The sequence below is a fragment of the Kribbella polygonati genome (assembly GCF_050320105.1).
In the GTDB taxonomy this organism is placed as follows: Bacteria; Actinomycetota; Actinomycetes; order Propionibacteriales; family Kribbellaceae; genus Kribbella.
The window spans coordinates 5,410,784-5,432,700 of record NZ_CP190129.1 but is presented as its reverse complement, the minus strand read 5'-3'; the positions used below and the strand labels follow the sequence as shown (position 1 = coordinate 5,432,700).

Annotated in this window: 22 protein-coding genes; 13 read left to right on the top strand and 9 right to left on the bottom strand. The window is 69.5% G+C overall.

All coding sequences use genetic code 11. From position 1 onward, the window contains the following. Nucleotides 1–12 precede the first annotated feature (12 nt). Nucleotides 13–426 (bottom strand): alternative ribosome rescue aminoacyl-tRNA hydrolase ArfB, encoded by a 414-nt coding sequence (arfB, locus tag ACQHIV_RS25665; protein WP_427885846.1) that lies wholly within the window; start codon nucleotides 424–426, stop codon nucleotides 13–15. Between the two features lie 42 nt (nucleotides 427–468). Between arfB and ACQHIV_RS25660 the strand changes: the two genes are divergently transcribed. From ACQHIV_RS25660 to ACQHIV_RS25630, 7 genes are all read left to right on the top strand, one after another. Next, nucleotides 469–882, top strand: coding sequence for an HIT family protein (locus tag ACQHIV_RS25660; protein ID WP_427885844.1), 414 nt, complete (start codon nucleotides 469–471; stop codon nucleotides 880–882). A gap of 45 nt (nucleotides 883–927) precedes the next feature. Next, nucleotides 928–1,359 (top strand): TlpA family protein disulfide reductase, encoded by a 432-nt coding sequence (locus tag ACQHIV_RS25655; protein WP_427885843.1) that lies wholly within the window; start codon nucleotides 928–930, stop codon nucleotides 1,357–1,359. 60 nt (nucleotides 1,360–1,419) lie between these two features. Continuing rightward, nucleotides 1,420–2,394 (top strand): RDD family protein, encoded by a 975-nt coding sequence (locus ACQHIV_RS25650; RefSeq protein WP_427885841.1) that lies wholly within the window; start codon nucleotides 1,420–1,422, stop codon nucleotides 2,392–2,394. A 270-nt stretch (nucleotides 2,395–2,664) separates the two neighbouring features. Next, complete coding sequence (locus tag ACQHIV_RS25645; protein ID WP_427885839.1) at nucleotides 2,665–3,111, top strand: DUF4395 domain-containing protein; 447 nt, start codon at nucleotides 2,665–2,667, stop codon at nucleotides 3,109–3,111. Between the two features lie 13 nt (nucleotides 3,112–3,124). Continuing rightward, complete coding sequence (locus ACQHIV_RS25640) at nucleotides 3,125–3,973, top strand: sulfurtransferase (RefSeq protein ID WP_427885838.1); 849 nt, start codon at nucleotides 3,125–3,127, stop codon at nucleotides 3,971–3,973. Between the two features lie 3 nt (nucleotides 3,974–3,976). Next, nucleotides 3,977–4,273 carry a DUF1416 domain-containing protein gene (locus ACQHIV_RS25635; RefSeq protein ID WP_209697529.1) on the top strand — a complete coding sequence of 99 codons (297 nt, stop codon included), beginning with the start codon at nucleotides 3,977–3,979 and terminating at the stop codon, nucleotides 4,271–4,273. Between the two features lie 295 nt (nucleotides 4,274–4,568). Next, entirely contained in the window at nucleotides 4,569–5,795 is a 1,227-nt protein-coding gene (locus ACQHIV_RS25630; RefSeq protein WP_427885836.1) for a choice-of-anchor P family protein, read from the top strand. Between the two features lie 96 nt (nucleotides 5,796–5,891). Here ACQHIV_RS25630 and dtd read toward each other — a convergent pair whose 3' ends face one another. Continuing rightward, nucleotides 5,892–6,317: a D-aminoacyl-tRNA deacylase gene (gene dtd, locus ACQHIV_RS25625; protein ID WP_427885834.1), complete on the bottom strand. Its 426-nt coding sequence runs from the start codon at nucleotides 6,315–6,317 to the stop codon at nucleotides 5,892–5,894. A gap of 92 nt (nucleotides 6,318–6,409) precedes the next feature. Here dtd and ACQHIV_RS25620 point away from each other — a divergent pair, with 92 nt between their 5' ends. After that, complete coding sequence (locus tag ACQHIV_RS25620; protein ID WP_427885832.1) at nucleotides 6,410–7,231, top strand: 3-keto-5-aminohexanoate cleavage protein; 822 nt, start codon at nucleotides 6,410–6,412, stop codon at nucleotides 7,229–7,231. Here ACQHIV_RS25620 and ACQHIV_RS25615 read toward each other — a convergent pair. Together ACQHIV_RS25615 and ACQHIV_RS25610 are read right to left on the bottom strand one after the other, a co-directional pair. After that, entirely contained in the window at nucleotides 7,177–7,614 is a 438-nt protein-coding gene (locus ACQHIV_RS25615) for a hypothetical protein (RefSeq protein WP_427885831.1), read from the bottom strand. The genes ACQHIV_RS25620 and ACQHIV_RS25615 overlap by 55 nt on opposite strands. After that, nucleotides 7,611–8,738, bottom strand: coding sequence for a molybdopterin-dependent oxidoreductase (locus tag ACQHIV_RS25610; RefSeq protein WP_427885829.1), 1,128 nt, complete (start codon nucleotides 8,736–8,738; stop codon nucleotides 7,611–7,613). The genes ACQHIV_RS25615 and ACQHIV_RS25610 overlap by 4 nt, the downstream gene beginning before the upstream one ends. A 163-nt stretch (nucleotides 8,739–8,901) precedes the next feature. Between ACQHIV_RS25610 and ACQHIV_RS25605 the strand changes: the two genes are divergently transcribed. Both ACQHIV_RS25605 and ACQHIV_RS25600 read left to right on the top strand, forming a co-directional pair. After that, nucleotides 8,902–9,459: a hypothetical protein gene (locus tag ACQHIV_RS25605; RefSeq protein ID WP_427885828.1), complete on the top strand. Its 558-nt coding sequence runs from the start codon at nucleotides 8,902–8,904 to the stop codon at nucleotides 9,457–9,459. Between the two features lie 2 nt (nucleotides 9,460–9,461). Beyond that, a complete protein-coding gene (locus ACQHIV_RS25600) occupies nucleotides 9,462–11,699 on the top strand; it encodes a hypothetical protein (RefSeq protein ID WP_427885827.1) in 2,238 nt (745 codons plus the stop codon). A 632-nt stretch (nucleotides 11,700–12,331) separates the two neighbouring features. Here the strand turns inward: ACQHIV_RS25600 and ACQHIV_RS25595 are convergent. After that, nucleotides 12,332–12,694 carry a DsrE family protein gene (locus ACQHIV_RS25595; RefSeq protein ID WP_427885825.1) on the bottom strand — a complete coding sequence of 121 codons (363 nt, stop codon included), beginning with the start codon at nucleotides 12,692–12,694 and terminating at the stop codon, nucleotides 12,332–12,334. 1,774 nt (nucleotides 12,695–14,468) lie between these two features. On the opposite strand from ACQHIV_RS25595, the gene ACQHIV_RS25590 reads away from it, so the two are divergent. After that, nucleotides 14,469–14,963, top strand: coding sequence for an FABP family protein (locus ACQHIV_RS25590; RefSeq protein WP_427885824.1), 495 nt, complete (start codon nucleotides 14,469–14,471; stop codon nucleotides 14,961–14,963). Between the two features lie 224 nt (nucleotides 14,964–15,187). Here ACQHIV_RS25590 and ACQHIV_RS25585 read toward each other — a convergent pair whose 3' ends face one another. Together ACQHIV_RS25585 and ACQHIV_RS25580 are read right to left on the bottom strand one after the other, a co-directional pair. Beyond that, nucleotides 15,188–15,865, bottom strand: a complete 678-nt coding sequence (locus tag ACQHIV_RS25585; protein WP_427885823.1) for a response regulator — start codon at nucleotides 15,863–15,865, stop codon at nucleotides 15,188–15,190. Continuing rightward, nucleotides 15,858–17,114 carry a sensor histidine kinase gene (locus tag ACQHIV_RS25580; RefSeq protein WP_427885821.1) on the bottom strand — a complete coding sequence of 419 codons (1,257 nt, stop codon included), beginning with the start codon at nucleotides 17,112–17,114 and terminating at the stop codon, nucleotides 15,858–15,860. The genes ACQHIV_RS25585 and ACQHIV_RS25580 overlap by 8 nt, the downstream gene beginning before the upstream one ends. Before the next feature lie 111 nt (nucleotides 17,115–17,225). Between ACQHIV_RS25580 and ACQHIV_RS25575 the strand changes: the two genes are divergently transcribed. Further along, nucleotides 17,226–18,587 carry a cation:dicarboxylate symporter family transporter gene (locus ACQHIV_RS25575; RefSeq protein WP_427885819.1) on the top strand — a complete coding sequence of 454 codons (1,362 nt, stop codon included), beginning with the start codon at nucleotides 17,226–17,228 and terminating at the stop codon, nucleotides 18,585–18,587. Between the two features lie 154 nt (nucleotides 18,588–18,741). On the opposite strand, the gene ACQHIV_RS25570 is transcribed toward ACQHIV_RS25575, so the two are convergent. After that, the gene (locus tag ACQHIV_RS25570; protein WP_427885817.1) at nucleotides 18,742–19,563 is read right to left on the bottom strand and encodes an LLM class flavin-dependent oxidoreductase; all 822 of its coding nucleotides are present in this window, start codon (nucleotides 19,561–19,563) and stop codon (nucleotides 18,742–18,744) included. Nucleotides 19,564–19,675: 112 nt separating this feature from the next. Between ACQHIV_RS25570 and ACQHIV_RS25565 the strand changes: the two genes are divergently transcribed. Then, nucleotides 19,676–20,668 carry a YgfZ/GcvT domain-containing protein gene (locus tag ACQHIV_RS25565; protein WP_427885815.1) on the top strand — a complete coding sequence of 331 codons (993 nt, stop codon included), beginning with the start codon at nucleotides 19,676–19,678 and terminating at the stop codon, nucleotides 20,666–20,668. A 3-nt stretch (nucleotides 20,669–20,671) separates the two neighbouring features. On the opposite strand, the gene ACQHIV_RS25560 is transcribed toward ACQHIV_RS25565, so the two are convergent. Beyond that, nucleotides 20,672–21,913, bottom strand: a complete 1,242-nt coding sequence (locus ACQHIV_RS25560; RefSeq protein ID WP_427885813.1) for an ROK family protein — start codon at nucleotides 21,911–21,913, stop codon at nucleotides 20,672–20,674. Nucleotides 21,914–21,917 lie beyond the last annotated feature (4 nt).

Below are 21,917 nucleotides of genomic sequence, written 5' to 3'. Positions count from 1 at the left end.
CGAAGGGGCCGATCAGTCGTTCGGCCGGCCACGGAGGCGCTTGGTCTCGCCGCGGCGCTTCTTGTCGTCCAGGCGACGGCGTACGGACGCCTTGCTCGGCTTGGTCGGGCGGCGCTTGCGGGGCGGCGGGGCGATCGCCTCGCGCAGCACCTCCGCCAGCCGTTCGCGGGCAGCCTCCCGGTTGCGGAACTGCGACTTGTACTCCGACGCCGCGATCGTCAGTACGCCGTCCACCAGCCGCGACCGCAGCCGCTCCAGCGCCCGCGTCTTCAGTACGTCGCTCAACGCCGACGTACCGGCCACGTCGAAGCTCAGCTCCACCCGGCTGTCCGTGGTGTTCACGGACTGCCCACCGGGCCCACTGGACCGCGAGAACCGCCAGGCCAACTCCCCCTCCGGCACCACCACCCCCGAACGCACCGTCACTCCACTCTCCACACCCCCATTAGACCGGAGCACAATCACCAGATGGATGCCTGCGTCTTCTGCGGACTCATTTCCGCGGACTCGGCCCGCTGGATCGCCAGGGAGCGCGCCGCGGTCGCGTTCCTCCCGCTCCCGGGCGAGGAGATCGCTCCTGGGCACACCCTCGTCGTACCGCGTCGGCACACCGCGGCCGGCGTACTCGACGTGCAAGCGGAGGACCTGGCACAGGTGATCGACCTGGCGCAGCGGGTTGCGCAGAGGATTGTGGAGCGGCTGGGTGCGACAGGGGTGTGTCTGTTGAACGCCAGTGGGCCCGGTTCCGGTCGGAGCGTCGACCACCTGCACTTTCACGTCGTACCGCGGTACCCAGGGGACGGGGAGGACAGCCTGCCGTGGCCGACCGGCCGTTCGGGGTACAGGCTCGCTGGTGATGTGCAGGAGCTTCTCAGTACGTGAAACGGGCGGTTGAAACGTGAACAGAGCGTCGTACCGTGGGTAGCTGTGAGTCTCGGGCTGTGGGTGCTGGCCGGCGCAATAGTCGCCGGTGTGGTTCTCAGCGTGCTCAAAGCGTGGGTGGACGGGCGGTTTCGGGGGAAGAGCGAGGACGACGTGGAGCGGGTGACGGCCGCGGAGGTCGGTGCGGAGCTGGGTGAGCGCGCGACGCTGCTGCAGTTCTCGTCCGCGTTCTGCGCGCCCTGCCGCGCGACCCGGCGGACGCTCGCCGAGGTCGAGGGCATGGTCGACGGTGTGCGCCACGTCGAGCTGGACGCCGAGTCGCACCTCGAGCTGGTCCGCCGGCTGGACATCCTCCGTACGCCGACCACGCTGATCCTGGACGCGACCGGAGCCGTGGTGAAGCGCGCCAGCGGAGCGCCCCGGAAGCCGGACGTGATCGCCGCCCTGGCCGCCGCGATCGACCGCCAGCCGAGCTGACATCGTCCGTTACGTGCCACCGGATGGCCAACGCCCCGGGACGTAGGCAAGACTTTCCCGGTGAGCTCTCAAGCAGCAGGTTGGTACGACGACCCCGAGGACCCGGCCCAGCAGCGGTACTGGGACGGCACAGCCTGGACGGATCAGCGTCGCCCGCAGCAGGGCCCACCGGCGTACCAGAGCCAGTTCGGCCAGCAGCGGGACTTCCCGCAGTACGGCGAGCCCGCGCAGCACGGCCAGGTGTACGGAGGCCCGCAGCCGCAACAGGCCCCGCAGCAGGACCAGCCCCGGTACGGCCAGCGCATCCCGGGCTACCAGCCACCACCGGCCCGGCCGCAGTACGGGCAACCGCAGTACGGCCAGCCCCAGTACGGGCAACCGCAGTACGGGCAACCCCAGTACGGCCAGCAGTACGGCCAGCCTCAGTACGGCGCCCCGCACCAGCCGTACGGCCACGGTCAGCCGGCCGGCTACGGGTACCCGGGCCAGCGGGTTCACACCACCCCGGACGGCCAGCTGCTTTCCGGCTGGTGGCGCCGGGTGTTCGCCCGCATCCTCGACGGGATCATCGCGGGCATCATCGGCCTCCCGCTGACCGGCTACTTCATCTACCAGTACTCCAAGGTGCTCTGGACCTACTTCCAGGACACCCTGGACCGGGCAGCCGCCGGCACGCCGACAACCAGCACCACCCTGCCGCCAGAGATCTACAAGTGGATGATCCCGGCCACGCTGATCAGCCTCGTGGTGTCGTTCGTCTACGAGTACCTGTTCCTCACCAAGAAGGGCGCTACGCCCGGCAAGATGGCGCTGGGCATCGCGGTCCGGCTCCGCGACGTACCAGGCAACCCGCCGGGGAGCGCGGTGCTCAAGCGGTACGGCCTGTACATGGGCATCGGTCTGCTCAGCGCGATCCCGCTGGTAGGCACCCTGTTCAGTTTCGGAGCGCTGCTGAACGAGCTGTGGCCGCTGTGGGACGACAAGAAGCAGGCCCTGCACGACAAGGTGGCCGAGACCAACGTCGTCCGGCGCTGATCCAGAATGTGATCAGTTGTCTCACTAGATGGGACCAACGGTAGCGGGCCCGCCCAGGTTCCGTACTCTCGACACGTGGTTTACACGACATGGCTGACGAAGCGCAGGGCAGTGGACAACTGCCGGGTGCGCTCATCGCTGTGTCGACGCCGCTGACCAGGCGGCGTCCCGAGCGCTGCGGAACCGGTCGCTGAGCACGGTTCCGCGTACGTCGTCTCCCGCACACTCGGGCGGGTTCCGGCTCGACATCCTCCTTCACCGGGAGTCGTCATGTCCGAACAACAGGCGGCACAGCAGGTCGATCCACGCGGTCTCCGGTTCGCGGCCGCGATCACCACGGTGGTCCTGGCGCTGACGCTGATCCTGAACAACCCCTGGCCGCTGGCGGTCCAGGCCGTCGTGTTCGCGGTCTCGGTCGCGTTCGGCGTCCAGGCATCGCCGTACGGCTGGCTGTTCAAGCGGCTGGTCCGGCCCCGGCTGGGCAAGCCGAAGGAGCTGGAGGACGCGGCCCCGCCGCGGTTCGCCCAGCTGGTCGGCCTGGTCTTCGCGGTCGTCGGCCTGGTCGGGTACCTGACCGGCGCCACGGTGCTGGGAGTGGTCGCCACCGGATTCGCCCTGGTCGCCGCGTTCGTGAACGCGGCCGTCGGGCTCTGCCTCGGCTGCGAGGCCTATCTGCTGATCCACCGCATTCGTACGCCATCCACCGCTACCAACTGAGAGGCAGCACCACATGAGCAGGGAATCCGCGCTCGTCTCGGCCGACTGGGTCGAGGAGCACAAGAACGACGACGGCGTTGTCCTGATCGAGGTCGACGAAGACGTCTCGGCGTACGACGCCGGCCACATCGCCGGCGCGATCAAGCTGGACTGGAAGGACGACCTGCAGGACGCGGTCCGCCGCGACTTCGTCAACCAGGAGCAGTTCAGCGCGCTGCTGTCCGAGCGTGGCGTGAAGAACGACGACACCGTGGTGCTGTACGGCGGCAACAACAACTGGTTCGCGGCGTACGCGTACTGGTACTTCAAGCTCTACGGACACGGCGACGTCCGGCTGCTCGACGGCGGCCGCAAGCGCTGGGAGCTGGACAGCCGCGAGCTGACCGACGAGGTCGTCAAGCGCGAGGCCACCCAGTACGCGGCGAAGGAGCCGGACCTGAGCATCCGGGCGTTCCGCGACGAGGTCGGCGAGGCCATCGGCGTGAAGAACCTGGTCGACGTCCGCAGCCCCGACGAGTACGCCGGCCGGCTGCTCGCCCCGGCGCACCTCCCGCAGGAGCAGGCGCAGCGCGCGGGCCACATCCCGACCGCGGCGAACATCCCGTGGAGCAAGGCGGCCAACGACGACGGCACCTTCCGCGCCGACGACGAGCTGAAGACCCTGTACGCCGACGCCGGCGTGGACTTCGGCAAGGACACCATCGCGTACTGCCGGATCGGCGAGCGCTCGGCGCACACCTGGTTCGTGCTGCACGAGATCCTCGGCCAGCAGAACGTGAAGAACTACGACGGCTCCTGGACCGAGTGGGGCTCGCTGGTCGGCGTACCCGTTGCCCTCGGCGACGAACCCGGAAAGGCCTGACACATGTGCGGAGCGAAGCAGGGCGGCCTCGACCTCAAGGGCGTCGACGTCGACAAGGAGGCCGTGATCCAGGGCCAGGTGCTGCGCGGCGAGGAGCCGGTCGGCGGCGCGTACGTACGGCTGCTGGACAGCACGGGTGAGTTCACCGCCGAGGTCCCGACCTCGGCCACCGGGCACTTCCGGTTCTTCGCGGCGCCGGGCAGCTGGACGCTGCGCACGCTGGCACCGAAGGCGCAGCCGGTCGACCGTCAGGTCGTGGCCCAGTACGGCGAGGTCGCGGAAGTGGCCGTCACTGTCTGAGCAGTTGCTCGTTACACAAGGTGCCACCCCCACCAGACGGTGGCCCACCCTGAAGTAAGCACCGAAGGGCCCGGACCTTGCGCGTCCGGGCCCTTCGGCATGCCCGGAACTCCTTGCCGGGCAGGGATTTCACCGGCATCGCATCCGGGTTACGGGGTCACCCGCGAATTCGGGCGGCAATGTAACGGTTTGATCTCGGAGCGGGGTCGGCTCGTCACCTAACGCAATCGGCTGAGTTGTGTCTGTGTCCTGACCCGCAGTTCGGGTCACGTCATCACTCAGGGAGGAGGGGTCAATGCGACCCCGCATCGGATACAAGAAGCTCGCTGCCGTCGGTGCTGCCGCGGTTGTCGGCGTGGCTTCTACGATTGCGCTGACGTCTGGTTCCGCGTCCGCCTCGCCGGTCTTCGGCTACAGCGGTTACTCGTACGGGACCGATGTCGAATCCGGGCTGGCGAACAGTGGCCCGCAGGTGATCAGCAAGTTCGGTTGCACCACGGACGCCAACAAGGCTGACAAGAACGACATCGCCGCGGCGAACGTGAACGGGCAGGCCATCGCGCGCACGGTCAAGACCGACACGCACGGGTTCAACAACGCCAGCGGTACCGGCGTCGTGAGCACCGCGACCGCCGCCGACGTCAAGGTCGGCAACCTGCTCACGCTGACCGGCGTGAAGACCACCACCACGTCGAAGTACTCGAAGGGCCAGCTGTCCTACACCGGCAGCACCACCTTCGCGGGCGTGAAGATCGGCGCGATCTCGGTGCCGTCGCTGCTGAACCCCGGCCCGAACACCAAGGTCGCCGTTCCGGGCCTCGGTTACATCGTGCTGAACCGTGTCGGCGGCGTGAAGACCGCGTCCGGCATCTACTCGTACGCGCAGGCTGTCGTGCTGCACGCGACGGTGAAGAACCAGTTCATCCCGCAGGGCGTCGACGTCGCGGTGCTGAAGACCCGTGCGGAGATCTCGAAGCCGGCCACCGCGCTGGTGATCGGCGACGCGTACGGCACCAAGGCCACGGCCGACAAGCTGGTCGTCTCCGACGCCACCTCGCTCCAGACCACCTGCCAGGGCACTGAGGGCAAGACGGTCCGGGTCGCGGTCGGCGAGCTGAACATCCCGAAGGTCGCCTACGTCGGCGGTGTCTACACCACCAAGAACGGCGCCATCGGTGCGGACAAGTCGTACATCAACTTCACCTCGCACGTCGCGGGCGTGAAGGTTGGCAACCTGTCCATCGGCGCCATCGAGTCCTCGGCCTCCGCGTGGAAGACCAAGGACAACAAGGCCGGCGTGAGCTCGTCCTCGACGATCGCCTCGATCAAGGTCGGCAACAAGACCTACGCGGTTCCGACCGGCGAGAACAAGACCCTGGACATCCCGGGTATCGCCCGCCTGACCTTCAACCAGGTCCTGCGGCAGAAGCGCTACATCGCGGTGAACGCGCTGGTCATCGACGTCTACAGCCTGAACACCAAGGTTGTCGTCGGCCACTCGGCCGCCGGCGTCGTCAGCTGATCACGGCAGACACCCTCTGAAACACGGCTGAGTCGAACCTCACCGACCCAGAGCACCGGCCCCCGGATCCCGCACGGATCCGGGGGCCGGTTCCGTTTATACGTCCAGAATCAGGGTGACCGGCCCGTCGTTGGTCAGGGCAACCTTCATGTCGGCGCCGAAGATCCCGCGCTCGACCTTGGCCCCCAGGTCCCGCAGTGCGGCGCAGAAGGCGTCGTACAGCGGCTCGGACACCGGCCCCGGAGCGGCCGCGCTCCAGGACGGGCGCCGGCCCTTGCGGGTGTCGGCGTACAGAGTGAACTGGCTGATGGCGAGGATCGGCGCCTGCTCGTCGGCGGCCGAACGTTCGCCCTCGAGGATGCGCAGCGTCCAGATCTTCGCGGCCAGCGCCGCCGCCTTCTCGACGGTGTCGTCGTGCGTGACCCCGAGCAGGATCACCAGTCCGGGCCCGTCGATCGCCCCGACCGTCTCGCCGTCCACGCTGACCGACGCCTGACTGACTCGCTGTACCACGGCTCTCATGGCTGTATTGTCTCGTGCAGGAGATCATCCGGTCACAGGACCCATTGACCGGCAAATATCCGTTTCGAGACCCGATCTGGCAGGATTCGTCCATGGCGTCGACTCTGATCACTGTTGCCCCCACCGGTGCCGAGACCGCGAAGGCGGACTGCCCGGCGTTGCCGACCACGCTCGACGAGCTGGTCGGGACGGCGAAGCGCTGCGAGGCCGCGGGCGCCGCGATGATCCACATCCACATCCGCGACAGCGCCGGCCGGCCGACCCTCGATCTGGGCCTGCTGACCGAGACGGTCGCCGCGATCCGGCAGAACACCGCGCTGGTCGTGCAGCTGTCGACCGGCGGCGCCGTCGCCGATCCGTACGAGCACCGGCTGCGCGTGCTGGACGCCGCGCCGGACTCCTGCTCGCTGACGATGGGAACGGTCAACTTCGGCGACGACGTGTTCATGAACCCGTGGCCGTTCGTCACCCAGCTCTTCCAGCTGACGCAGGAGCGCGAGGTCGTCCCGGAGTTCGAGCTGTTCGACCTCGGCCATGTCGCCGCGCTGCACCGGCTGCTGGACAAGTACGGCCTGCCGTACGGCGGACGCGTGCACTGCGACCTGGTGATGGGCGTGCCGGGCGGCATGCCCGGTACGGCGGACGCCCTCGTCGCCGCGGTCAACGCCCTGCCCGACGCCGTCACGTCCTGGTCCGCCACGGGCATCGGCCGTACGTCGTTGACGGTCGCGCTGGCCGCCCTGTCGAAGGGCGGCAACCTCCGCGTCGGCATGGAGGACACGCTCACGCTCGCGAAGGGCGTACCGGTCACGCACAACGCCGAACTGGTCGAACGCGCCGCGGCGCTGGCGACCCTGGCTCAGCGTCCGCCGATGTCTCCCGACGAGGCCCGCACCCTGCTGAACGTGAAGTAGGCGACCGCGCCGACCACCACGATCGTTGCCTCCAGCAATAGCCAGTCGCGGAGGTAGTCGCGGGGAAGAACGGTCGGGTTCGCCCCGGTGCCCTGCCTGACGATGAGCGGCAGGGCAATCAGGCTGGTGATCCCGACGTACAACAAGGTCGTCCGCACCACCCCGACCGTCCGATGCGCCCCTGGCCTGTGCGACCACCGCACCACCAACCACCCGACGACAACCGTCAGTGGAGCGAGCACGAAGTCATCCACCACTACCGCCCCACCCAGCCACAACGGCAACCGCACCAACCCCCGCACGTCCACGCTCTGCAGCAGCTCCCAACCACCCCACAGGGCCATCAGAACGCCGACGGCCACCAGACCGATTCGCACCTTCATGCGACAACCTCCAGCCGATGAACCCACTTCGTCTGCAAAACCCCCGGCCGATTAGGCGCGATGATCCGCGCCGGGAACCCGTGGTCCAAGGCAAGCTCAACACCGTTCAGCCGCAACGCCAGCAACGTCAACGGATCCGCCGCGAACTCCTCCGGCAACTCGCTCGTCCCATAGAACCCGCCCTTCTCCATCGACACAACCCGGACCCGCGACCTGGCCGGCGCTCCGCAGAGCTCCAGCAGATCCCGCACCCGGACCCCTTCCCACCTCGCGCCCTGGCTCCACCCTTCGACGCAGGCGATCGGCAGTGCGGACCGGCTCTGCGTCAGGTTCCGCAGCTCGTCGAGGCTGTACGACAGTTGCCGCGGTCCCACGACCGTGAAGCGCCAGTCCGCCCCGATCCCGGTCACCCCGGCCGCTTCCGCCGTACGGTTCACCGGCAGCCCTTGCGGGCCGATGTTCGGCTTCCTCGGTGCGAGTACGGCGACCGAGCCGAGCGGCGTCGCGGACTGGCCGGCCGTGGTGATCCCGACCAGCGTGGCCGCGCCCGCGACGGTGCGGAACAACCCGCGGCGGGTGAGCCCGGTGGTCTCGGCGGGGAGCGACTCGGGCCGGCGTTCCGGCGTACGCCGCCAGTTGGCGCGGATCAGCGGGAGCTTGACCGCCAGATGGACGAGCAGCGCGCCGACGATGATCCACGCGAGCGCGTAGTGCGTCTGGCGGAACGGGAACGGCCACGGGTACCACTGCAGCGTGTTCACGAACCCGATGAAGAGTTCGAGCGCCATTGAGGAGACGAGCACGAGGATCGACAGCCGCTCGATCAGCTTCGCCAGGTTGAGGTCCGGCTTCGCGAAGAGCTTCGGGTAGACGGTCCAGAGTTTGGCGAGCAGCAGCGGTACGGCGACGGTGCCGCTGATCACGTGGACGCCCTGGGTGACGCGGTACAGGTTCGCCGGGCGGCTCGGGACCGGGAGCCAACTCGGGGTGTCCTGGAGGAAGTGGCTGTAGAGACCGGTGAGAAAACAGACCACCACGGTCGTCCCGAGCCAGCGGCCGATGACGGTCGCCACCCGCGGATGGTGCAGCGGCGACGAGAACGTCGGTGGTGCTGGGAGCTTCATGGTTCCACTACAACCCAGCCGGAGACGGATGAACGGCGTACGACGGTTACTGCTCGCGAACGGCGTACCCGGAACCAGTTGTCCACAGGTCTGCGATCGGCGGCTCTCGGTGGTACCGATCGGGGCATACTCTGGGTCAACTTGACGAAGGGAGTGTGGCGGCGTGAAGACGCAGGAGCGGTCGTCCGACGACGACGAACGCGCGATGGCGGACCTGGCCGAGGTCGGCGACTGGCGATCGATCTGGGGTCCACCGGCCACCGGTGCGGAGGCGATCCGCGCGATGGTCGACCGCGTCACCGCTGCCACCGGCTGGCGCCCGTGGGCGCCGGGCGACATCGATCCCGACCGCTTCACCTGGGGCCTGGTCACCCAGCGCGAGACCGTCATGCTCGTGCTTCCCGACGCCGTGCTGCCGGAGAGCCCTCGCAGCGGCTGGTCGGCGTACGAGATCGGCCCGTCCGAGGTCCCACTCGCCGAGGAGAGCCTCGACCTGCACTGGCCCGCCCAGCTCCAACTGGCCCGGCACTTCTGGGGACCGCCCGTGTATGTCGGCCCCGGCGACGACGTGCGCATCCCGCCGGAGTGGCGCGGCCGCCGCCGGCACCTGGCCGTCTGGCTCCGACCGGGCGCCGAGTTCCACCTGTACGCATCCCAGCCCGGCCCCGACGAAGACGCGGCCGGCTTCGCATACTCCGTCTATGCCAGTGAGGTGTCGTAACCATGTCGATGACGCACACCGGTGACGAGCACCTCGACGAGATCCTCGGAGCGCTCCGGCAGGCCGGAGCGGACCTGAGGCGTATCGCCAGCTCCGGCCGCCGCCTGTCGCAGAACCTCTGGTCCAGGCTGAACCGATCGCAGCGGCAGCGCTCGGGCATCGAGCAGATCCGCAACGCACAGCGGTTCGACCCTCGGGTCGACCGTGCGATGCAGAGCGTCGACCAGCAGCAGCGCGCCCGCGCCGCCGAGGTGTCGTCGCTGCAGGCGTCCGTCAACGACAACGAGCGCCGGATCAGCGACCTGAACGCCCAGCGTCAGGAGCAACAGCAGCGGATCGACACGTTGCAGCGAGACCTGGACCAGGACCTCAATAACGACCGCGACCGCGACGGCATCGACGACCGGGTCGAGGACCGGACCGACCGCGACCGGAACCATGTCGACGACAACGTCGACCGCGACGAACGCATCGACCAGCAGAACGACAACGCCAACGACCGCGACGGCAACGGTGTCGACGACGCCGTCGAGCGCCGCGAAGAGCAGCGCGCCGAGGCGGACCGTGAGAGGGCCGAGCGGGACCGGCGCGAGGAGCAGGACCGCACGACCGAGGACGAGTCCCGCCGCGGTGTCGACCCGGCCGCCGCCGCGGGAACAGCCGCCGGCGCAGCCGTCGCCGCCGAGGAACTGCGCGACCTCCAGGAGAACCAGGACGAGCGCGACCAGTCCGACAAGGCGGACGACCAGCAACAGGCCGCCCCCGACAGCGACCTGGACACCGCCCCCAACACCACCGACCCCAACCGCGACCCCGCTCTGGACACGAACGACCAGGCGAACGCCGCCGCGGCCGACGCCACCGACCCCGACCGCAACCCGTCCCTCGACACCAACGACCCGGCCAACGCTCCCGCCCTCGACGCGAATGACCCGGCCCTCGACCCGAACGACCCGTCGAACGCCCGCGCCGACAACCCGTCCCTCGACGCGAACGACCCGTCCCTGGACACCAACAACCCGGCCAACGCCCCCGCGGTCGACGCCAACGCTGCCCCGGCTGTCGATACCAACGCCCCGGCGGTCGACGCGAACGAACCCGCCGTCGACGGCAACCCACCGGGTGTCGACGGCAACGAGCCCGGGGTGGACGGCAACGACCCGGCCCTGGACACGACCGACCGGGCCAACGCCCCCGCCCTCGACGCGAACGACCCGTCCCTCGACCCCAACAACCAGTCGAACCCGTACGTGACGGACAACCCGCAACTGGACACCCCCGCCGCGGACGCCCAGGACCAGAACGCGGACCTCAACACCGACCTGGACACCAACGGCCCGGAATCCACCACCGACCCGTACGTCACAGACACCTCCGCCGACCAGGACCTCACCCAGGACGGCGCGAACCCGTACGTCACCGATACCGCGGCGGACAACAGCCTGGACCGCGACGGCACCGACCCGCAGGCCACCGACACCTCGGCCGACCAGGACGCCCCGGACGTCAGCCAGGACGGCACAAACCCCTACGTCACCGACACCGCGGTCGACAACGACCTCGGCCAGGACAACCCCGACGTAGCCCAGCAAGGCACCGACCCGCAGGCGACCGGCACCGCTCGCGACACCAACCTGGCCCAAGACGAGGCAGACTTCGGCCAGGACCCGCAGCCCACATCCGACCAGGCTCCTCAGGTAGACGCCCAGCAGGCCGACGTACAGACAGCGCAGCCCACGCAGCAGTCCCAAGCACCCGAGCAGGGCACCGAAGGCCAACAGCAGCAAGGCCCAGAGGGCCAGCAACCCCAGCAGGGCGCCGACGGCCAACAGCCCCAGCAGCCCGGCCGGAGCGGCCCGAACATGCAGCAGGCCGCGTCCGCCACGCAAAGCGCCGTCGAGGCCGAAGCAGAGGCACCCGGCCAAGGAGGTGCCTCTCAGGGCCAGGGCCAAGGCAACCAGCAAGGCCCCCAACGCCGCCAGCCCGACGGCCACGCCGAGGACGCCCTCCTAGACGGCACCCGCGAGGAACACTCACCCGGCCGGAACATCTCCCCCCAAGAGGTCGCCCACCTGGCCGACAAAACCTCAAAGGGCCACGCCCACGCATCCGGAGCAACCAGCGCCGACGCCGGCGTAACCTCCAACGACCGCCCCGGCACCGCCGGCCAGCAAGCCCGCGACCGCACCACCGACCGAGGCGACCGAGGCCGAGGCGACGACGGCGGCCGCAGCCGCTAACCCCCACCGCGACCCCCAACACCTGCCCACCCACCACCCCCAGCACCCGCCCAGCACGTCCAGCACCGCAGACGCCAACCACCTGTCTGCGGTGCTGGCCTGTGCGGGCTGAGGGCGTCAGCAGCAACACCGTTCGCTGAGGATGCTGCGACTGGCTGTCGCGCGATGCCAGCCCGGCCGGCCTGATCGGGAACAGACGCGCCGGACCGGCGAGACGGTGGCCTGTGCTTCAGTAACTCAACCCGAGCGCGTGGAAGTCCGCCCCTAGGGGCTCGACGCGACTGCCCACCTCGGGCCCATTCGCATGCTCCATCTCTCAATCGTCCGCTCGCCTGCTGCACGCCAGGGCGAACGGACAATCTCAGCGGTCGACCGGCTCTGACACATGTGGGCGCTCGTATGCCATGCGCGAGTACCTGCCGCCGCCGAGAGGCTCACCGACCGGTGCCGGCTGGACAGCAGATCGAGGCGTCCCGCGAACCCAGCGAACCACACGCGAGTCCGATCGCCGAGTCGTGGCATTTGGCTGGAATGCGCGGCCGCGAGTCGTGGATCGAGGTCGCCGGCCACGGCGTGTCGCCCGCCGAATCCCGCGACTCGACGAACTGTTGTGCCCCCAGCGCACTACCTCGTCAATAGACGATTGCTTGGGTGTTTTCGGTGAGGATCTCTTCGGTGAAGGTGGGGGCGCCGGAGATACGGGTGCCGGGGAGGACGTCTGCTTCGGTGAGGTTGCGCCGTTTGGCGCACTGGGTACAGACGGTGAGCTGACCGCCTTCGAGGACCACGCTGAGGAGATCGGCGAGCGGGGCCGCGTGAGGGAGTTCGAAGGAATCGGCACGGCCAGGCACGGCGAACCACACTGCTTCGCCGGTGAGCCAAAGCGAAACCGTCGCCCCAGCGGCCACGGCGGAGGCGGCCACGGTAAACGCCTGATTGGCCCGCTCCGCTTCCTCCGCCCCCGCAGTCAACTTGACCACCAACGAACGAGACATCCCGCCACCGTAGCCGAACCCCGGCACCACCTCTCCACACCACAGGACCCGCACCAGAAGACCCAGGCGCCACAGGATCTAAACCACCGGACTCACGCCACGGCCCTCGCACCACGAGACCCGCACCACGGGACCCGCACCACGGGACCCGCACCAGGGGACCCCGTACCCGGGATGCGGTGCCACGGAGCCTGCACGACATGACCTTGCACCACAGGACCCATACGGCGGGAGCGCCGCCGTAGCAGCCCCGTCTACGGAAGTTTGCAACCGCGACACCGCACGACAGGGCCGGCCACGGGATCCTGTACCACGGGGTTTCGCGGTGGGAGCTCGCATCTGCGGGAGCCTGCGCACGGACCCGGCACCGCGGGACCCGGTACCACAGGACCCTGCGCGAACGGGGCTGTCCCACACCCCGGTTCCCGCACGGGGTCCCGTACGACGGGGGCGTCGCGGTGGAAGCCTGCATCTGCGGGAGCCTGCACCCGGACGCCGTACCACGGGGCCGTGCGTCGGGGTCCTGTACGACCCGGGGGTCGCGGTGGGAGCCCGCGTCGGCGGGAGCCCGCACCCGGACGCCGTACCATGGCCGGCCACGGAACCCGTACGACGGGGGTGCAGCTGTGAGAGCCCCGCGTCGGCGGGAGCCCGCACCTGAGATGCCGCACCACGGGCCGGGTGACGAGACCCGTACGACGGGTGCTGCGGTGGGAGCCCGCACCTGCGGGAGCCAGCACCCGGATGCCGCACGACGGGGGCTACCCCCACCACCGGGGAGGCCACGCCTCGAGGCCCGAGCGTGGGACGCCGCACTGCGGGTGCACCTTGGCCATGCCGGTACAAAACATGCACCCACCGACGCCGCCCACCACGGAAACCCGAGCCACGGACACCGCGGCACGGGAGGCCGTAGGCCGGGGTGCTGCGCGGTGGGAGGTCGTGTCTGCGGGAGTGTGCGTCCGGGATGTCGCGCGGGGGCCTGCGCCACGAACTGCACCGCGGGCGGCGTACCGCGAGGCCTGCGACGGAATGCGCACCACGGGGGGCCGTACGACGAGGTGCTGCGCGGTGCGGGGCCGTGTCTGCGGGATTGTGTGTCCGGGATGCCGCGGGGGTCTGCGCCACGGACCGGACCACGGGTGGCGCATCGCGGGGGCCTGCGACGGAACGCGCACCACGGGGGGCCATATGCCGGGCTGTCGTACGACGGGGTGCTGCGCGGTGGGAGGCCGTGTCTGCGGGAGTACGCGTCCGGGATGCCGCGCGGGGGTCTATGCCACAAACCGCACCACGGGTGCCGCACCGCGGGGCCTGCGACAGAACCCGCATCAGGGGAGCCCGTACTCCGGGAGCGTCGGGCGGTGGGAATCTCGCACCTAGGGCCGTACATCCGGGGGCGCACATGCGGGACGGTGCATGCGGACGTGCATGCGGGACGGGGCATGCGGGACGGGGCATGCGGGACGTGCGTGCGGGACGTGCGTCGGGGACGGGTATCGGGGACAGGGCGTGGGGGTGTGGGGCGCGGGAGGTGTGGCGTGGGACATGACGCTTGAGGTTGTGCCGTGGGGCTTGGTGCTTGAGGTGGGGGCGTGCGGGATGTCACGTGGTGGGGGAATGGGGGTGGGGTGGGGGGGTGCTTTAGACTGCGGGGGTGTTGCATGTTGTGTTCACCACGTTGCTGATTCTGGTCTGTGTGTTCATGGGCTGGTTCTCGGCGTTTGTCGTCTATCGGCTGTATCGCGGCCGTAACGCGGGCTGAGTGGGTCCCATGGCGTTTGAGATTCCGCAGGATCTGCATCCCGATCTGATGCCGCTGGCGTGGTTGGTCGGGCGGTGGGAAGGGCGCGGGCACGGGGACTATCCGACGATCGAGAAGTTCGAGTTCGGGCAGCAGATCGACTTCACGCACAACGGGAAGCCGTATCTGCATTACGTCAGCCAGACGTTCGTGGTCGGCGAGGACGGGACCAAGGAGCGTCCGCTCGCGGTGGAGACCGGGTTCTGGCGGCCGCAGCCGGACAACAAGCTCGAGGTGATCCTGGCGCATCCGACGGGGATCGCGGAGATCTGGTACGGCGACATCGACGGCGCCAAGATCGAGCTGCAGACGGACGTGGTGGCGCGCACCACCTCCGCCAAGGAGGTCACCGCCGGGCACCGGCTGTACGGTCTGGTGAACGGCGAGCTGCTCTGGGCGTACGACATGGCGGCCGAAGGTCAGGCGCTCCAGCCCCACCTCTGGGCCACCCTCGTCCGCAGCTGACCCACGCACGACAGCGGGCCAGCACCAACACCAATAACCACCTCTCTCTCGCGACCCCGCGCGCGGAACTTGAGCCGCCCGGCACCTGACCCGCGCGGCAGCCGACGCGGCGCACGCACCCCTGACCTTCGCGCGGCACCTGGCCCTCCGCCGGCACCCCAGCCGCGTGCTGCGGTTGGTCCTGCACAGGCACCCCAGCCGCGCGCGGCAGTTGGTCTTGTCGGTTAGCTTTCTGCTACCCAGGAGTACTCGACCTTCGGGCGGCCGCTTCGGCCGTCGTAGCGTTGGGTTCGGAGGGCTTGGCCCTGGTCGGCGAGGTGTTCGAGGTAGCGCCGCGCGGTGATCCGCGACGTACCGAGCGACGTCGCCACCTCCTCCGCGGTCCACCCTTCCCGGTCGGCCAGCAGTTGTACGACGCGGTCCAGCACCCCGCCGGCCAGGCCTTTCGGCACCGACGAGACGGTTGCCGGGTGCAACAACCGGTCCACCTCGTCCTGGTCCGCGACGACCTGACCGAGTGCGGCGGCCCGCCGTTGGCGTGCGTACGCCGTCAACCGGTCCCGCAGGGTCTCGAACGCGAACGGCTTCAGCACGTACTGCACAACCCCGATCCGGGCTGCCGCCTGGACCGCCGCGACCTCCCGCGCGGACGTCACCGCGACCACATCGGTCTGGTTGCCGAGGGCGCGCATTCGCCGGACGATGTCCAGCCCGTGCCCGTCCGGAAGGTTCATGTCCAGCAGCACCAGGTCGAGGCCCCCGCGGGCAAGCACCTGCAGCGCGCGCCCCGCCGTACCGGCGACGCCGACGCACGTGAAGCCGGGCAGGCGGTCGACGTACGTGCGATGGGCTTCCGCCGCGACCGGGTCGTCCTCGACGACCAGTACGCGTAGGTCAGGCACTCGCGCTCACCGCCCGCGGCAGCCGTACCCGCACGGTCAACGCGGGTACTTCGTCCAGCTCGGAATCAGGATCGACCATGAGCGAACCCTGCCACCGCTCGACCGTACTGCGCACCAGGACGAGCCCGAGCCCGTGTCCCGGCTCGGCCTTCGTCGTCCAGCCGCGCTCGAACATGTGCGCCAGCTCCACCGACCCCAGCTCGGCGCCGGTGTTCGTCACGATCAGGTCCACCGCGTCCGCGGTCGTCGCCGCCCGGAACTCGACCTTCCGCGGCGCCGGACCGCCGCGCGCGGCCTCGATCGCGTTGTCCAGCAGGTTTCCGACCACGGTCACCACGTCCTGCGCGGGCAGCCGGGTGTTCAGCGCCTCGTGGCCGAGGTCGAGGGTGAGTACGACGCCGCGCTCCTGCGCCTGCGACAACTTTGCCAACAGCAACGATGCGAGCACCGGGTCCCCGACCGTACCGACCACGCGGTCCGTCATCGCCTGCGCGAACTGCAACTCCGACACCGCGAACTCCCGGGCCCGTTCCGGCTTGCCGATCTCGATCAGGCTGACCACGGTGTGCAGCCGGTTCGACGCCTCATGATTCTGTGCCTGCAGCGATTCCGCCAAACTCCGTACGGCGTCCAGTTCGCCGAGCAGCCGCTGCAACTGGGTGTGGTCCCGCAGTGTGACGATCCGTCCGCGTCCGGACGGCTGCTGGTTCACGACCACGACGCCCCGCGCGCCGAGGTGCAGCTCGTCGTACGCCGTCCGCCCGGTCGCGAGGAGTTCCGCCAGTGCGGCGCCGAGGTGCAGGTCCTCCAACGGCGTGCCGGGTACGACGGTGCGGAGCCCGAGCAACGTCAGCGCCTCGTCGTTCGCGAGCTGGACCCGGCCGTCGGTGTCGAGCAGGATCAGCCCCTCGCGGGCGGCGTGCAGCACGCCCTCGTAGAAGTCGAGCATCCGCGCGAGCGACTGCGTCCCCACGCCCCGGGTGGCCCGGCGTACCCGCCAGGTGACGAGCGCGTTGCCGGCGATCGCGATCCCGAGCATCAGGCTGGCGATCCCGAGCATCGACCGCAGGTCGACCCGGAGCAGCTCCCACCAGCCCGGCGCGGGGAGACCGCTCACCGCCGCGTCCCGCAGGGCCTGGGCGCGGGAACGGCTCACCATCACGATCCAGGACATCGCAATGAGTACTGTGACCGTGACGGTCTGCAGCCAGAAGACCTGGCGACGCAACTCCCACGGCCTGTGCTTCATGGCGAACAGTGTGCACCGCGAACGATATGAACGAAATGCGCGCTTCTCCTGTGCGTCACGTCACAGTTACCCGACAACACCCCTCCCGCCGGCCGATACAGGAGTCCCACCATGTCGAGCCCGACCGAACCCCGCCCGACGCCGGTCCGCAACGACCGGACCCATTTTCTCTACATCGCCGTCATCGTCGCCGTCCTGCTCGGCATCGGTGTCGGCCTGCTGTTCCCCGACTTCGGCGTCGAACTGAAGTCCCTCGGGACCGGCTTCGTCGCCCTGATCAAGATGCTGATCAGCCCGATCATCTTCTGCACGCTGGTGCTCGGCATCGGTTCGGTGCGAAAGGCCGCCAGCGTTGGCAAGGTCGGTGGCCTGGCGCTCGTCTACTTCCTGGTGATGTCGACGGTCGCACTCGCCATCGGCCTGGTGGTCGGCAACATCGTCCAGCCCGGATCCGGGCTGAACCTGACCGACAAGCTGCGCGAGTCCGGCCAGAAGCAGGCTGCCGGCGCGCACACCACGACGACCGACTTCATCCTCGGGATCATTCCGAAGTCGCTGTTGTCGTCGCTGACCGAGGGCCAGGTCCTGCAGACCGTGCTGGTCGCCCTGCTCGTCGGCTTCGCGCTGCAGGCGATGGGCTCGAAGGGCCAGCCGATCCTGATCGGTATCGGTCACATCCAGCGACTGGTCTTCAAGATCCTGTCGATGATCATGTGGACCGCACCGATCGGGGCATTCGGCGCCATGGCGGGCGTCGTCGGAGCGGCCGGTTCGACCGCACTGGTCAGCCTGCTGAAGATCATGGTGGCGTTCTACATCACCTGCGCGCTGTTCGTGATCGTCGTCCTGGGCGCGATTCTTCGAGCGGTCACCGGTGTCTCGATCTTCCAGTTGCTGCGGTACCTCGGCCGGGAGTTCCTGCTGATCGTGTCGAGTTCGTCGTCGGAGACCGCGCTGCCGCGGCTGATCGGCAAGATGGAGCATCTCGGCGTGGACCGCTCGGTCGTCGGCATCACCGTGCCGACCGGGTACTCGTTCAACCTCGACGGGACCGCGATCTACCTGACGATGGCGTCGCTGTTCATTGCCGAGGCGATGAACACACCGTTCTCGATCGGGCAGCAGATCTCGCTGCTGCTGTTCATGATCGTGGCCTCGAAGGGCGCCGCCGGTGTGACCGGTGCGGGACTGGCGACGCTGGCCGGCGGGTTGCAGTCGCACCGGCCGGAGCTGGTCGACGGGGTCGGTCTGATCGTCGGCATCGACCGGTTCATGTCCGAGGCGCGGGCGCTGACGAACTTCGCCGGGAACGCGGTCGCGACCGTGCTGGTCGGCCACTGGGTCGGCGAGTTCGACAAGGAGCAGGCCAAGCGGGTGTTCGCCGGCAACGACCCGTTCGACGAGGTCGCGTTCGCCGCCGGTGACACCCACGGCGAGGCGGCCCCGCCTGCTGTTGCGGAAGCCCACGCGTAGACCATCTGTCCCACCCCTCAAGCACTGCCCGCCGGAGCCACAGCCCGGCGGGCAGTGCTGCGTGCGGACCGCCAGGCCATCACAATCGCCGCCCCGGCGCCGCTCCAGGCGGGGAACTCCGCGCGGGCGCACATTGTGATGGCCTGGGCGTCCGCTATGTCCCGTGCAGCAGCTCGACGACCGGTGCGAGGTCCTCGAGGTACGTCGAGTTGACCGTGATGTACGACGCCCCGAACTCGTCCCGCCGGCGCTGCAGTTCGTCCGCCATCTCCTGCGGCGTACCGCGGAGCAGCATCAACGAATCGCCGGCCTCGAGCACCTCGGGGTCCACCCCGGCCGCGCGTTTCGTCCACGGCGGCAGCTCGCGGGTGCCGGCCGCGAACAGGTTCATCGCCAGTTCGATGTCGTCCGCCCGCGCTCCGGCCAGTTCGCGCAGGTCCTTGACCAGCTGGGCGACCTCGGCGCGCGGTGTCATCGCGTCCTTCGCCAGCGAGACGATGTCGGCGCGGGCGGCGGCCAGTGCGAGCGCCCGCGGTCCACCCGCGGCCAGCATGATCGGCGTACGGCGGTCACCGTCGAGTTCCCGCAGCGTGTCGAGGGTCCGGCGTACCTGGTCGCGGCGTTCCTTCGCCGAACCCCACGGCAGGCCGATGTCCGCGGTCTGCTGCTCCGCGTCGGGGCGCCCGGTACCGATGCCGAACTCGAACCTGCCGTCCGTGAGTACGGTCAGCGTGTGCGCCTCCCACGCGGCCGCCCGCGGCGTACGCAACGGGGCCGCGACGACGAACGTACCGACCCGGATGTCCGCGACCGCGGCGGCCATCGCCAGCGACGGGAACGGCGACGGCAGTTGCAGGCCGTCCGGCATCAGTACGGTCGTGTACCCGAGCTCGGCGGCCCGGCGTACGGTCGTCGTCCACTCTGCACCGGTCCGCGGGCTGCCGACCACGCCGAACCGGAATCGCCTGTCGCTCATCGCCCTTGCTCCCCTCGATGGTGTGTTGTCTCCACACTGGACGTAGAGGGGGTCTGTCCACATCCCACGGCGGGAGTCCTTCGGTGTACGCCGAAGGACGTACTCTGGTGACATGTCACGCAACCGCAGCCCCCTGCTGGACCGCCCCGGCGCCGTCGAGGCGGACGGACTCGATGCCGGTGTCGCCGCGCACTACGGCTCGGATCTGCGCGAGCAACGGGCGCTGGTCGCGGGTACGGCGTTCGTGGACCTCTCGCACCGTGACGTCGTCACGATCACCGGGCCGGATCGGTTGACCTGGCTGCACGCGCTGACCACGCAGTACTTCGAGGGGCTCAAGCCGGGGACGTCCACGACGGCGTTGCTGCTGTCGCCGACGGGCCATGTCGAGCATGTGATGTACGGCGTGGACGACGGGGAGACGTTCTGGCTGCACACCGAGCCGGGTGCCGCCGAGGCGTTGGTGGAGTGGCTGCAGAAGATGGTGTTCATGTCGCGCGTCGAGATTGCGGATGTGAGCGATGAGTACGCGATCATCTGGCGGCCCGGGACTGCGGACGAGAAGCACCTCAGTCGGAGTGGCGAGGATTCGCTCGGTGGGCATGAGGTGTTCTTGCCGCGGGCGGAGCTGGCTGGGCTCGAGGGGCCGGCGGCGGGGGTTTGGGCGTACGAGGCGTTGCGGATCGCCGCCGGGCAGCCGCGGTTCGGGTTGGACACGGACGAGCGGGCGATTCCGAACGAGCTCGGGTGGCTCGGGGTCGGCGTCCATCTGAACAAGGGGTGTTACCGCGGGCAGGAGACTGTCGCGCGGGTCCACAACCTCGGGCGGCCGCCGCGGCGGCTGGCGCTGCTGCACCTGGACGGGTCGGTCGATCACCTACCGGCCCACGGGTACGCCGTCCGCGCCGGCGAGAAGCGGGTCGGCTCGATCGGCTCGGCGGCCCGTCACCACGAGCTGGGCCCGATCGCTCTCGCCCTGGTCAAGCGCAACGTGGACCCCGAGGCCGAGCTGCAGATCGTCGCCGAGGACCAGCCCACTGTCACCGCCACCCAAGAACTCCTGGTGGACCCCGAGGTCGGTCTTCACGTCCGCTCGCGTTTGTAAGACCTACGCGCGCAGGCGGCGGCCGGTGGTGGGCAGGCTTGCCTTGCTGGCCAGGCCAAGGGTGCGAAGGAACTGTTCCAACGTGAAGGCGGCCATGCCCAGGGCGACGGGGTTGCCGGGGACTTGGGAGGCCTCGACGGTCAGATCGGGGAGGGAACCCGGTAGGACGTGGTCCGGGAGTTCCAGGCGGACCGCGGGGATCAGCCAGGCGCTCAGGGCGGAGGTGGTCCAGCCGGTGAGCGTGATGTGCGAGATGTTCAGCAGGTTCACCAGGTCACCCAGCGACGCAGCGAGGTAGTGCGACGTACGCCGGGCGAGCTCCACCAGCGCCTCGTCGTTCCGCGCCAGCCCGTCCGCGACCGCGTCCACGAATCCGCGCTGCTGCGCCTCCCGCAGCGCCGCGTGATCCGGCGCGATCTCGGCCAGCGTGGCCTGCAACCCACACACCCCCAGGTAAGCCTCGACGCACCCTCGCCGGCCGCACCGGCAGGCTCGCCCGTCCAGCTGGAGCAGGGTGTGCCCCCACTCACCGGCGTTGTTCGCCTCGCCGCGCAGTAGCGCCCGGTCGATCACGATCCCCGCGCCGACCCCGGTCCCCAGGTTGACCACGGCCATGCTCTTCGCGGTCCGCCCGACGCCGAACCACAGCTCCGACAGCGCGACCGCCTTCAGCGGGTTGTCGACGTACACCGGCAGCCCGAGTCGTTCCGCGAGCAGCGCCTCGATGGTGACGTCGTGCCAGTCCCAGTTCGGCGCGAACACCGAGACGCCGGCGTCCGGGCGGACCTGCCCGGGCATGCTCACCCCGGCGCCGATGATCTGGTCCCGCCGGATGCCGCCGTTCGCAACCGCCGCGTCGATCGCGCGGACGATGCCGTCGACGACGTACGCCTGCCCGTTCTGGTGCTCGTCGAGCGGGACCTGGCTCTGCCCGAGCGGCTGCAGCAGTACGTCGTACACGGTCGCGTCGACGTACGTCTCGGCGACGTCGATGCCGAGGATCCGCCCGCGGTCGGGGTCGATGGTGAGCCGCTCGTACGGGCGGCCCACCGTGTTCTGCTCGACCGTCGCGATCCGCAGCACGCCCTCGGACAGGAACTGGGTGACCAGCGTGGCGACCGTCGCCGTGCTCAGCCCGGTGTGCCGGGCGATCTCCTGCCGGGTCGACGGCCCCAGGGCGAACAGCGCGTGCAGCACCTCGAACCGGCTCTCGTTGCGCAGGTCCCGAGACGTCTGCCGCGGCAACTGT